Source organism: Fibrobacter succinogenes subsp. succinogenes S85, from assembly GCF_000146505.1.
Taxonomy (GTDB): domain Bacteria; phylum Fibrobacterota; class Fibrobacteria; order Fibrobacterales; family Fibrobacteraceae; genus Fibrobacter; species Fibrobacter succinogenes.
Genome location: NC_017448.1, coordinates 2,669,622 through 2,682,808 on the forward strand (window position 1 = coordinate 2,669,622; position 13,187 = coordinate 2,682,808).

A 13,187-nucleotide genomic window follows, 5' to 3' on the forward strand; every position below is an offset into this window, starting at 1 on the left:
GTATATATATAATAATATAAATGTAAGAATTGTTTAGCTGGATGTTTGCTTATGCGCGTAATGCTCTTAAGTGTATTGTTTGTACTGCTATTAGGGGAGCAGACTTTTGCGGGTCCACGATCGGTAAAGGTGGGCTTTTTCGCTAATTCCGGCTATCACGAAATTTCAGAAAAAGGTGAAAAAGGGGGCTATGGGTATGATTTGCTCCGCCTGATGTCGCGCTATGCCGATTTGAACTACGAGTTTGTCGGCTACGACAAGACGTGGAACGATATGCTCCGGATGCTTGAAAACGGAGAAATTGACCTTGTTTCACCGGCGAGCAAGACCAAGGAACTGGAAGAGACTTTTGCATTTTCGCTGCCTGTAGGGCTTGCCCCGGACTACATCATTGTCCGCAAGTCCGATACGACGCTTCTGAACGAAGTCAACTACGCAATTCGCCAGATGAACGTGTTGGATCCGAACTGGATGAACCGTCTGTACCGCAAGTACAACGGCGACGATGTCTTTGACCTGCTCTTGCTGAGTGAACGGGAGCGCCGCTTTTTACAGGGATTCTGGGGTCAGGACCGGATGTTGAAAGTGACGGCCCGCAATGATAAGTTTCCGTTCGCCTACATGGATGGGGATGTCCCGAGAGGCATTTTGCTAGACCTCTTTGCAGAAATTGCACGCCACAACGGGCTGAAGTATGAATTTGTGACAACGTATAACGAGTCTCAGCCTTTGATTGTTTTGGATGCGCGCTATGGCATGGCCGGTGGCGATGAATCCTGGATTTTTACACCGCCGTATTTCCGTGACCAGTTGCTAGATTCCAATGATAGCCTGCTTGTCGGGATGCATATCGCAGTACCGCGTAAATACCCGCGTGAGTTGGCTTCTATCTTGTCGAAAGGCGTGATGATGCTTTCGCCCAAGTTAGTGCGTTCAAAAATCGTAAAATATGTCGGCTTCCGTATGCCGAATTATTCTAGCGAGCTGTTGCACAAACAATCCCATATCGCTACTGTTTTTGGGAGCATCTTCATTGTCATCGGGATAATCCTGGCCGCATCCCTGGTGTGGCTTGCCTTTAGGCGTAAACTCAAAAATCGTGAGGAGGAGCTCGATTACAAGTTACGCGAGGCGAATGCCTTTGCTGCCGAGGCGAAGGAGGCCAAATCTAAGTTTTTGCTCAACATGAGCCACGATATCCGCACTCCGATGAATGCAATTATCGGCTATTCTGAACGTGCGGAACGACACCTCGACAGTACTGCCGACGTTCAGGATGCGCTCAAGAAAATCCGCATATCGGGCGGCTATCTGCTCCAGCTGATCGAAGAAGTGCTGGACATGGCTAAAATTGAATCGGGCCAGGTGGTGCAGAAAAAGAGGATGGTGAATCTCCCTTCGTGCATGACGGAATTCTGCGAAACGTATCAGCCCATGATGAAGGTCAAGAACATCTCTTTTATTTGGGATACCTCGTCGGTCAAGAACAGGTTTGTCGTTGCGGACGTGAGCAACCTTCGTCAGGTCCTCTACAATATCATTTCAAATGCGCAGAAGTTCACCCCTTACGGTGGGCGTGTTGTGTTTACCATCGAGGAATTGCCCTGCCAGGTGGATGGCTATGCTGTCTTTGATTTTGAAGTCAGTGATAATGGACTTGGCATGTCCAAGGAATTTTTGGAACACATCTACGATGAGTTTGCGAGGGAACAGTCTTCTACCCAGAGCGGTGTGCAGGGGACAGGCCTTGGCATGTCTATCGTGAAGCGCCTTGTTGACATGATGGGGGCTGAAATTGATATCCAGAGCGAAATCGGCCTTGGAACGACTGTGCATGTGCGGACTCAGCTGAAAATAGCGACAGAAGAGGACGTGGCTCTAGAATCTGGTGAATCCTGTGCCGAAGCAGACCCGGCGCTGTTGAAGGGAAAGCGCGTGTTGCTTGTAGAAGATAACGAATTCAACAGGGAAGTCGCCCTGGACTTCTTGCAGGATGCCGAAATGGTTGTTGACATCGCCGAAAACGGATTGGTGGCGGTTACGAAAGTCCGTGAAAAGGGCGTAGATTACTATGACTGCATTTTGATGGATGTCCAGATGCCTGTGATGGATGGTTACGAGGCGACTCGTGCTATCCGAAAGACCTATCCCCATGCGCACATCCCCATTATTGCGCTATCGGCAAATGCGTTTGAAGAGGATCGGCAAAAGTCCCTTGCCGCCGGAATGGACGAACATCTGGCAAAACCGTTTGTCGTTGCAAAGGTCCTTTCCACAATGTGTTCCTTAATGCAAAGAAAAGTTAACGTAAGTTGATGCATAGGAACATTTTAAGAACACTTTTCGTGTGATTTTACGCATTATGTCAATCCTTTTACAAAAGAAGGGTTGATTTTTGATATGCTATCAAACTATCTTTTAGGTTGGATGGGTGAAATCTTTTTTTTAAAAGGAATTCATATGAAGAATTTGGCGAAAGTTATGTTTGGCGTTGCTGCAGTCGCTGCAGTAACGGCTTCTGCTGGGCAGTTCCCGTTCCCGCAGAACATGAAGTATCCGCATGGCAAGATCATTGAATATGCCGATACGGATATGATCAAGGATCATTACAAGCTGTGGAAACAGGCTTGGTACCAGGCTAGCAATGGTTGGGTTTTGGCACCGGAAGGAACTTGCTCTACCGTTTCTGAAGCTATTGCATACGGTATGTTGATTTCCGTGTACATGGACGATCAGGATGTTTTCAAGAAGCTTTATAACACCTGGACAAGCAACAGCGCTGGTGCCAATGGTGGTATGAACTGGCGTATCGGTTGCAGCGGTGGTACGGGTACCGCATCTGACGCTGACTTCGACGCCGCTCTTGCTCTCGTGATGGCTTCCAAGCAGTGGAATGATGCTTCTTACCTCTCTGCAGGCAAGTCCCTCATTTCTTGGATTGCTTCTAACGACATCGCTAGCAACAAGATTAAGCCGGGTAACCAGTGGAATGACGGTTTCAACCCGAGCTATGCAACGACCGCTAACTTCCAGCTCTTCCAGGACGTTGCCGGTGGTTCTTGGTCTAGTGTGATTTCCCAGGCTTATACGGACTTGAACGCTTGCCAGGATTCTAAGACTGGTCTTGTGCCGGACTGGTGCGACTGGAACTCTCACAAGCCGATTTTGACGTCTGCTGCCGTTTCTAACGACATCGGTTTCTACGATGACGCTGCCCGTACTCCGTGGCGTATGGCTATGGCTTACTACTGGTACGGTGATACCAAGGCTCAGGCTTTCAACAAGAAAGTTGTTAGCTGGCTCATCCCGGAAACCCGCACTGCTAGTGGCGTGAACTCCGGTTATAAGTACGAAGGTGGTGCTTATCATATCGATAACAGCGATATCCGCCGCTTCGTTTCTTCTACCTTCTCCGGCGGTCTCGGCCTTGCAACTTCCTCTATCGATAGCAAGGAAGCTGAAACCTACCTCGGTACCGTTTACAAGGTTCTCAAGGAAAAGAAGAGCTGCTCTACCGCTCAGGGTTGCGGCGAAGGCTCTGTTGAAGGTGAAAAGTACTATCCGGCTACTTTGAACATGATTTACCTCCTCCTCGTGACGGGTAACATGCCGAACCTCTACAATACGACTGGTTTCACTCCGTTCACTCCGGATCCGTCTAAGGCTCCGTCTATCAGCGAAGGCGAAGGTACGCACTTGGAATTCGGTGATACGACTGTTTCTGTCTCTGGTCTCTGGAACTGGGGTGCATACCACGACAAGCTCGGTATCGGCACCAAGATGGTCCCGGATTCTGGCGCATCTCCGCTCTACAGACTTGATGATGGTTCTATCGTTGCTCGCGCTTCTATGGAAATCGGTCCGGAACCGGAATGGACTGAAGCAGCTGCTAAGGCTGGCACGCTCAAGTATCCGTCTGCTGGTATCGCTGTTTCCTTCAAGAAGGACGATTGCAAGAAAGACAAGAGCTGCGGTGTCAACTTCAAGACTCTCGGCATCCAGTACATCCGCGTGACGGCTAAGACTTCTGGCCCGATCCGCATGGCTATCCTCAACACCATCACCGACGAAAACGAAGAAAAGAAAGTTGAAAACGCAGGTGCAGGTTCTGAACCGGGTATCTATGTTGACAACTCCGAAGAATTCAAGGCTGTGACCTATGACATGACTCCGTATGAATACGGCTTCAAGGGCTTGGGTGATGGCAAGGAAATCAATATCCTTGACTGGGTTAGCAAGAATAACGCTCCGGAAGGCGGCGAAATCCTCACCTGCATCAAGGGCCTCAAGTGGGAAGTCAAGGATGCTAAGGGCGGTCTCGGTGAACTCACCATCAGCGCTGTCGAATTCCTCGATGCTTCCAAGCAGGCTGTCGATCCGGTCAAGCTCACCGGTATGGAAATCAAGGGACCGACCATTGGCCTCTACAAGGTTACCTTTGCTCCGAGCTTCAGCGTTCGTGCCGATGGCATGAAGCTCCAGATCAGCGGTGCTAAGGCTGGTAACGTGTTCATGGTCTACAACATGCAGGGCAAGGCAATTGCTGGTGGCATGCTCATGAACAGCAACCTCACGGTTAACGTTCCGAGTGCTGGTTCCTACATCGTTCGCGTTGGTTCTGAAATGAACCGCGTCAACGTGAAGTAATCCACGTACAAAACGAAATTGCAAAAAAGCCGAGGCGTAAAGCCCCGGCTTTTTTTGTCGCTTTGTCTCGTAAATCTTTGGGCTTGTTGGCCCCGTGCTAGGTTAGCCTCTCTGCTTATTAGGCCCCGCGAAGGCGGGGCTTTCGTGTTGCGTTTAAGCGGTTACCTGCTGATCTTTTTAGTTAAGGGCGTGAGGCCCTTGGCCTCGGCGCGGATGAAGTAAACGCCCTTGGGATAGCTTTCTGGAACTTTGAAACCGTTTGCGTCACCAAGCTTTTTTCCCTTCAGGTCGAAAATAGTGAATTTGGTGTAGTCTTTTGCGTTCCGTTTTATCTTTGGCGGGAGCCCGATTTCTTTTGACGTCTTGATGGTAAGGCTCTTGGACATGAATTCAATGATGTAGTGTCCATCGCTTTCTGGTGTCAGGACCTTGCCATCTTGCATAATCACGGCTTTGCTGTCAACACGGCTTGTGTCCAAGGCAACTCGCAGTGGAACGCTCTTGGGCATGTACTCGTGCGGGACTTTCCAGGTGACTTTGTAGCCGTCGTCAGTCTTGGTCATCAAAGCCTTGTCAAAGATGAAGTGGGCGCGCTGGTAGGCGCCTACAGTGCCGATCGGGGCTACCCATAGGCCGTTTTTGACCGCGCGCTCAAAAAGAGTCTTGATGTCGTCCGGATTGATGGCGTAATTGTCAATCATCCTTTCAGAAACGTCGTGCTGCAAAACAATGAGCCATGAACCGCCTGTTATTGGATGCTCCAGCGGAATTGAATTGTCGAACTTGCCGATGTATGCCGCTGTGTCTAGCGCGTTTAACATTTCGTTCACGGTGGCGCCTGAACGGGACCATATCTTGGCGGGCATGCTCATCCAATCCGGTTCTTCGTCCCAGAATGTTCGGGCGCCGTCATAGGTGCAGTCGCGGTTGAGCATGTGACGCTTATCGATAATGGTTTTGACATGGTCTCCGTTTTCGCAGAACGGGGTAGCAAACGATACGACCTTCACATCGGCGCCGTACTTTGCCATTGTCGCTTCGATAGTGTCTGCGAATTTCACAACATCTTCTTCAAGTTCTTCGTCTGTTTCGTCGGTTAAATGCCAGTGCGAAATGGTATGGTTGCCCATCTCGTGTCCGGCGTTGGCGAGAGCCGCAAAACCGGCCGCGTTATCTTTTAAGCGGTCTTGGAATGCGGTCAAGAAGAATGTGACATGGACATCGGGCATTGCATCTAGCAATGGTTTCAGGTTCAATACCTGAGTTTCGAGAGCGTCGTCAAAGGTGAAACTCACGGCGCCGACGTGGCCGTTCCAGGGTACAGTTATTAAGGGGGCTGCCGTACTGATGCCTGCTAGCCCAAGAGCGATACCGCAGGATAATGCGGTAAACGTGGACCTATTTGAATGATTGCAGTTCATAGACTTCTTCCCCTTCAGCTATTAAAAATAATCACATATTTCTAAAAATATCATGGGCCAAATCGTCCTAATCGGAATAATGCACAATTCTTTGCCAGTCAATAGAAAAGGTCTCGGAAAATCCGAGACCTTCGTTGGGTTGATTTATAGCAAATCTTGTGATTACATGGCTTCGAGCTTCTTGCCCTTGGTTTCGTTCACCAGCTTGGCGACTAACACAAAGCTTATTGCTGCGAAGGTCGTGTAAATCAAGTAGGTCGGGCCGATGCCGATGCCGTCCTTGCCGACGAGAACCGGGAAAGACCAGCTGACCAAGAAGTTTGCACCCCACTGGGCAAGGCCGCATATTGCGATTGCCACGGCACGAATGCGGTTGTTGAACATTTCGCCAAGCATCACCCACATCACCGGGCCCCATGTTGCGGCAAAGAATGCCACGTAGAAGTTTGCAGCGAGGAGGGCGAAAATACCGCTATTGCCTGTGAGGTTACCGCTAGCGTCGGAACCGAAGAGGAAGCAGCACGCGAGAATGCCAAGCGTAACGGTCATGCCTGCAGAACCGATGAGCAAGAGCGGCTTACGACCAATCTTATCGATAAGGAGAATAGCAGCGATAGTCATGGTCAAGTTGATAGCACTGGAAATCACGCTCGTAAGGAATGCATCGCTTTCACCGAAACCGACACTCTGCCAAAGCATGGAACCATAGTAGAAGATCATGTTAATACCCACGAGCTGCTGGAGAATGGCGATACTGAGGCCAGCCCAGACAATCGGAGCGACGCGCTTTTTGCCAGCGACCGTTTCGAGGAGGTCAGAAAGCTTGGCCGGCTTGTGAGTCTTGAAGGAGTCTTCAATTTCCTGAGCCTTTTCCTTGATGCCGACGGATGCAATCATCGAAAGCACTTTCTGAGCTTCTTCCATGCGGCCCTTGCTCACGAGGAAACGCGGGGATTCCGGGAGCTGCCAGGCGGCGACACCGTAGAGGAAAGCCGGGATAGCTTCGACCCAGAACATCACCTTCCAGGATTCAATGCCCATAATCAAGTTGCTTGCGGAACCCGAAATGCGGACAATGATGTAGTTCGAAAGCAGCGCCACGAAGATACCGATAACGATGGCGAACTGCTGCATGGAGCCTAGACGCCCACGCAAATGCGCCGGGGAGGTTTCGGCAATGTAAATCGGGGCGATGATAGATGCTACACCGATACCCACACCGCCAATCACGCGCCAAGCAATGAAATCGTAGATGGTGAAGGGGAGGCCAGAACCGATTGCGCTGATAAAGAAAAGGACGGCGGCTGCAAGCATGCAACGCACACGTCCAAACTTATCTGCCAAGCGACCGGCGAAATATGCACCGATGGCAGCGCCAATCAATGCGAGAGAAACCGCAAGACCAAGCTGCATGTCGTTACAATTGAAGTAACCTTTAAGTGCAACGTTGGCGCCGTTAATCACGGACGAGTCAAAACCGAATAGGAACCCTCCGATGGCGGCGGAAAGGGTTATCATGATGACATGTCCAACTTTGTAATTGTCTTCTACTGCCATTTTCGTACCTCTGTTTTTTTTTTGATTTTCAAATGGATTAGCCGCTAATATAGCTATCAAGAAATTGTAAATTCAAGGTTTACAATTAATCTCGATAGTCCAAAAAGGACTAACGTTTTTCTTACATAAGTCGAAAGTTGTGGCTTCACTGCTCCCGTCCTATTTAAAAATAGATATATATAATTTTCTTACAATGGGCGAATTTTTTGCAAAAAATGTGAATTTATTTTGGAATATAGGGAAGGTGGGAAGGGGGTGTTTTGGGCTGCTTTGGCGCGGTGGCGCATTGCCGTATTTTTCGCTATTTTCTAAATTTGCTCACGAAAATTTAAAGCCCGATAGTTGGTGCAAGACTGCAACGAACTAGGCGAAAATCTCTCGTCTCTCGTCTCTCGTCTCTCGTCTAGCTATCATATCAGAGGTCAAAACATGTTTCGTGAAGTAAAGAAAGAAGAGACCTTCCCGCAGATCGAAGAGCGCGTGCTCGGATTGTGGGACAAGGACGATAGTTTCAAGAAGTCGCTTGACAGCCGTCCGGAAACCGAACCGTATACTTTCTATGATGGCCCTCCGTTTGCAACGGGCCTTCCGCACTACGGTCACTTGCTTGCCGGTACCATCAAGGACATCGTTCCGCGTTACTGGACCATGAAGGGCAAGAAGGTTCCGCGCGGTTTCGGTTGGGACTGCCACGGTCTTCCGATTGAATCTCTCGTGCAGAACGAACTCGGTCTCGCTGGCGTTGCCGAAATCCAGAAGCTCGGCGTCGACAAGTTCAACGAAACTTGCCGCGGCAAGGTGCTCAAGTACACAAGCGAATGGAAGAAGACCGTTCGCCGCATGGGCCGCTGGGTCGACTTCGACAAGGGCTACAAGACCATGGACAAAAACTTCATGGAATCTGTGTGGTGGGTGTTCAAGCAGTGCTTCGACAAGGGCCTTATCTACCAGGGCTACCGCATCCAGCCGTACAGCCCGGCTCTCGCAACTCCGCTTTCGAACTTCGAAACGAACCAGGGCTATAAGGACCGTCAGGATCCGTCTTTGACGCTCATCTTCCCGCTTAACACGGATGAAGCCAAGTTCAAGGACACGAGCATCCTCGTGTGGACGACGACCCCTTGGACACTTTATTCCAACTTCTGCATTGTTGTTGGCCCGGACATGGACTACAACCTTGTGGAACAGGATGGCAAGAAGTACTGGATTGCCGCAAGCCGTACCGCTGCTTACTTCAAGAACCCGAACATCGTTGATACCTGCAAGGGCTCTGAACTCGTGGGTAAGGACTACGAACCGCTTTCCCGTATCTCCGATGCATTCGTGACGCCGGACCAGCTGTCCCGCCACTACAAGATTTACCCCGCCGACTACGTGAGTACCGAAGACGGTACCGGCGCCGTGCATACCGCTCCCTCCTTCGGTGAAGAAGACTTCCAGAAGGGTGCTGAACTCGACCTCGGCCTTTTCGACCCGCTCGATACCGAAGGCAAGTTCACGGACAAGGTCCCGATGTGGAAGGGCCTTGGTGCGAAGGAAGCCGACAAGGAAATTATCCGCTTCTTCAAGGAACAGGGCCGCGTGTTCAAGCAGGACACGATCGTGCATAGCTACCCGCACTGCTGGCGTACCGGCGTTCCTCTGATTTACCGCGCCCTCAAGACTTGGTTCTTGAAGATTGACGCGCCTGTCACAAGCAAGGACGGTGTGACCAAGACTCTGAAGGAATGGATGGTTGAAAACAACCAGACCGTGAACTGGGTTCCGGACCACATCAAGAACGGCCGTTTCGGCAAGTGGCTCGAAGGCGCTCGCGACTGGAACCTTTCTCGTAACCGCTTCTGGGGTACGCCGATTCCGGTGTGGCTCTCTGACGACGGCGACATGATTGCCGTGGGTTCCATCGAAGAACTCCAGCAGCTCACTGGCGTGAAGCTCGATGACTTGCACAAGCACTTTGTGGACAAGCTTACCATCGAAAAGAATGGCAAGGTCTACCGCCGCACGCCGGAAGTTTTCGACTGCTGGTTTGAATCCGGTTCTATGCCGTATGCAAGCCGCCATTACCCGTTTGAAAACAAGGAACTCGTGGAACGCAGCTTCCCGGCAGACTTCATTGCCGAAGGCCTTGACCAGACTCGTGGTTGGTTCTACACGCTGACCGTGCTTTCTAACGCTTTGTTCCAGAAACCGGCTTTCAAGAACGTTATTGTGAACGGTATTATCTTGGCCGAAGACGGTTCCAAGATGAGTAAGTCCAAGCGCAACTACCCGGACCCGAACGACCTTATTGAACGCACGGGTGCCGACGCCATTCGCTTGTTCATGATCAACTCCGCCGCTTTGAAGGCTGAAGACCTCCGCTTCAGTGAAGAAGGCGTGAAGGGCATCGTCAAACAGGTGATGTTGCCGCTCTGGAACGCCGTGGCATTCTTTGTCTCTAACCACAACGCTGATGCTGCCAAGGGCCAGCTCACGTGGAAGCCCGGTCAGGAAGTGAAGTCTGACAACGAACTGGACCGCTGGATGCTTGCAACGCTGCAGGATCTCGCTGCCAAGGTTGAAGTTGAAATGAAGGCTTACCGCCTGTACAACGTGGTGCCTGCCGTGATTGCCGCGGTTGATGACCTCACGAACTGGTACGTGCGCCGCAGCCGCCGCCGCTTCTGGAAGAGCGAAAATGATGGTGACAAGAACGCTGCCTACGCAACCATGTACAAGGTGCTCGTAGACTTCTCCAAGATTCTCGCTCCGTTCCTCCCGCTCCTCGCCGAAGAAATCTACCAGATTCTCGTGCGCGAAGTCGATGCTAACGCTCCGGTGAGTGTACACCTCTGCGAATTCCCGAGTGCTGACAAGTCCCTCATGGACGAAAAGCTTGTGGAACGCATCGCCATGGTGCGTGGCATGGTCGAAATGGGTCGCGTGATTCGTGCAACGAACAACGTAAAGAACCGTATGCCGATTGCCAGCATGACGGTCGTTGCTCACGGTAACGAAGAAAAGAACGTTGCTGAAACGATGAAGGACTTGATTCTCGAAGAACTCAACGTTCGCGAAATGAAGTTCCTCGAAGACGAAACCAAGCTTGTGAAACTCTCTGCAAAGCCGAACTTCCTCGCTATCAAGGCGAAGGGTCCGGATTACGCGAAGAACATGAAGGTGATTTCCGCGAAGTTGAATTCGTTGACCGTCGACGAAATCAAGGCTCTGCAGAATGGCGAAACCATCAAGTTCGACTTCGGTGAAGTCGGTGCCGACTGCCTGATGCTCAACCGCATCGTGGCCGACGGCATGGCCGTGGAAGCCAACCAGCACTTCACCGTGGCTCTGGACCTGAAGATCACGGACGAACTCCGCCGCGCCTGCGTGGCCCGCGAACTCGTGAACCGTATCCAGAACCGCCGTAAGGACCAGAACTACGCCATCACCGACAAGATCGAAGTGACGCTGTTCTCTGCAAGCGAAGTCTTCAAGCAGGCTGTCGCGGAGAACGAGGCTTACATCGCCGGCGAAACTCAGGCCGTGAAGATTGCCTGGGCGGCCGCTGCCGATGGCTTGGAAGCGAATGACGCCGACGGCGAAGCATTCAGTTTCACGACCGTTAAGGCATAATCAAGGGTGACTACCGCCCGAGGCGAGTGTAGCGCGAGAACTTGTTCTCGCATTACCGAGCCGTTGCGGTAGGGCGCCTTGCGCCAAACTCAGGCTAACGCTATCGTGTGGAAGGATTCTGCTGCTGGCTTGCAGGAATCTGATGCAGATGGCGAAAAGGTTGCAGTCGAAGCGGTGAAATAAATAGACTGTTGCTGACAATTGCAAAAGGACCCCGGTTTTTACTGAGGTCCTTTTGTTTAATCCAAGACAATGGAATGTGGTTTGCTATAAACTATTTGTTGTTGTGTCCGGATACTTTTGTCTTTTTCAGCTGTTGATGCTCTATATGGCGTAAATCCAAAAGTTCTGAAAGGTTTATGCCCAAGGCGTTTGCCATCTCAATCAGAGTGACGAGACGAGGATTTCTTGAACCATTAATGGATCTTGTGATTGTTGATTTGGTAAGTCTATTCTCGTAAGCAAATTTTTCAATAGTTGCATAACCCGCATCCTGTATTTTCTGTCGGATGTTCTCTCGAATGTGTGTTATAGTCACTTCGGGGTCTAGCATACTCCCCAAAGCTAGCGAATAGACCTTCTCGTATAGTTGCCGTATGGCAACTGAATTGGAGGGTTGTATTGAAAACATCTCGTGAATCAGCCCGAACCGGACGTTGCCGTTTGGCATCAAAAATCGTGGAAAAAAACTTTTTTTGAATGGTTATTGAAAGAAAATTGGTGAAAAAATGGTTGCCGTTTGGCAACCGGTAATGTATATTGACTTGGTGTTGCCATTTGGCAATTTGTAAGGTAAATACTAGTCGCGAACGTTCCCACACGGCTAGATATAGGATAATTGGGGCAAAAAGGATAATAATATGATTGGATCTGCAATACAGAAGGGCTCGTCCGTTTATGTGTTTAATGAAAAGGGTGTACAAATATGGTCTAGACCATCCGATGCACTTATAGGTTTTACATCATCTTCTGTGACCGTAAGAGTGGGAAATAATGCACGTATATATGATGAAAAAGGGGTTCATAAATACACCAAATCACTTTGATTTTTTCTTTTTTTTGTAAACAATTGAAAACGGGTGCAACTTTGTAGCCGTTTTGGAAAATTGTGAGAAAACAAACGGAATCCTTTACAGGAAAAAACTGACTAAATCATTGGGAGATGCTATGGCAGCAAATGAATCTAGTTATAAAGATTCTCGTGATGGACATGTATATAAAACAGTTTTCATTGGCAAACAGGAATGGTTTGCGGAAAATCTTTGTTTTGAAACATTGGATGAATGTTATTCGTATGACCAAACTGATCCCGGAATCCGTGACGAAATTGACGAACAAGAGGTGGTTGGTGGATATGGATATCTTTACACCATTGAAGCAGCCAAGGAAGCGGTTCCTGATGGCTGGCGTTTGCCTTCGGAGAAAGATTTTATTCAATTGACTAGAACGGTGGGTGTTCCTAAAATACAAACAATAAAGTTCCTGAGCAAATATTTAAAAGATAGCCTTTTTAATTGTGATAAAAGACGGGATAACGGCGTTAAGTGCAATCGCATTCAAAGTCCTTGCTGGAACGATGATTTCAAGGACCCTTTTGGTTTTTCTGCGCTTTATAGTGGATATGGAAGTCTTTTCGCATCGGAAAAAGATGGATTCCGTGAGGAGTTTTTGAAATTCAAAGGGCGTGGAGGGTATGAGGAAGAAGATATGCATATTGAGGCTCGCTTGTGGATGTCTTCGGAACGCAATGGAAAACCTGCATATTTCTTTATAGAAGAAGATAGAGTTGGTTTTTGCGAAAAATTTGACAGGTCCTATAAGAAAATATTTTCGGGTGTTCCTGGCATGAATTTTGTAAACAAAATGGAAGCGATGGTAGAATCTGGTCGGTGCCTTTGTTCCGTTAGGCTAGTTCGCGATATGAAGTAATCATCTCGTATTGAAAAG

The 13,187-nt window shown here is 49.6% G+C and carries 7 protein-coding genes; 4 read left to right on the forward strand and 3 right to left on the reverse strand.

From position 1 onward, the window contains the following. Positions 1-129: 129 nt before the first annotated feature. Complete coding sequence (locus FSU_RS15930) at positions 130-2,316, forward strand: ATP-binding protein (RefSeq protein WP_049858424.1); 2,187 nt, start codon at positions 130-132, stop codon at positions 2,314-2,316. 144 nt (positions 2,317-2,460) lie between these two features. Beyond that, a complete protein-coding gene (locus tag FSU_RS10935) occupies positions 2,461-4,647 on the forward strand; it encodes a glycosyl hydrolase family 8 (RefSeq protein WP_157747948.1) in 2,187 nt (728 codons plus the stop codon). A 161-nt stretch (positions 4,648-4,808) separates the two neighbouring features. Here FSU_RS10935 and FSU_RS10940 read toward each other — a convergent pair whose 3' ends face one another. Continuing rightward, positions 4,809-6,068, reverse strand: a complete 1,260-nt coding sequence (locus tag FSU_RS10940; RefSeq protein ID WP_014546469.1) for a polysaccharide deacetylase family protein — start codon at positions 6,066-6,068, stop codon at positions 4,809-4,811. 162 nt (positions 6,069-6,230) lie between these two features. Continuing rightward, entirely contained in the window at positions 6,231-7,625 is a 1,395-nt protein-coding gene (locus tag FSU_RS10945) for a sugar porter family MFS transporter (protein ID WP_014546470.1), read from the reverse strand. A 429-nt stretch (positions 7,626-8,054) separates the two neighbouring features. Here FSU_RS10945 and ileS point away from each other — a divergent pair, with 429 nt between their 5' ends. Next, on the forward strand, positions 8,055-11,240 hold the full coding sequence (ileS, locus tag FSU_RS10950; RefSeq protein ID WP_014546471.1) for an isoleucine--tRNA ligase: 3,186 nt from the start codon (positions 8,055-8,057) through the stop codon (positions 11,238-11,240). 274 nt (positions 11,241-11,514) lie between these two features. On the opposite strand, the gene FSU_RS10955 is transcribed toward ileS, so the two are convergent. Next, the gene (locus FSU_RS10955) at positions 11,515-11,793 is read right to left on the reverse strand and encodes a helix-turn-helix domain-containing protein (protein WP_157747949.1); all 279 of its coding nucleotides are present in this window, start codon (positions 11,791-11,793) and stop codon (positions 11,515-11,517) included. A 614-nt stretch (positions 11,794-12,407) separates the two neighbouring features. Between FSU_RS10955 and FSU_RS15935 the strand changes: the two genes are divergently transcribed. Then, positions 12,408-13,169, forward strand: coding sequence for an FISUMP domain-containing protein (locus tag FSU_RS15935; protein ID WP_015732119.1), 762 nt, complete (start codon positions 12,408-12,410; stop codon positions 13,167-13,169). The last annotated feature ends 18 nt before the right edge of the window (positions 13,170-13,187 follow it).

Coding starts and splice junctions, on each gene's coding strand:
- FSU_RS10955 (WP_157747949.1), bottom strand. CDS start 11,793: ATGCTAGACCCCGAAGTGACTATAACACACATTCGAGAGAACATCCGA.
- FSU_RS10935 (WP_157747948.1), top strand. CDS start 2,461: ATGAAGAATTTGGCGAAAGTTATGTTTGGCGTTGCTGCAGTCGCTGCA.
- FSU_RS15935 (WP_015732119.1), top strand. CDS start 12,408: ATGGCAGCAAATGAATCTAGTTATAAAGATTCTCGTGATGGACATGTA.
- ileS (WP_014546471.1), top strand. CDS start 8,055: ATGTTTCGTGAAGTAAAGAAAGAAGAGACCTTCCCGCAGATCGAAGAG.
- FSU_RS10940 (WP_014546469.1), bottom strand. CDS start 6,068: ATGAACTGCAATCATTCAAATAGGTCCACGTTTACCGCATTATCCTGC.
- FSU_RS10945 (WP_014546470.1), bottom strand. CDS start 7,625: ATGGCAGTAGAAGACAATTACAAAGTTGGACATGTCATCATGATAACC.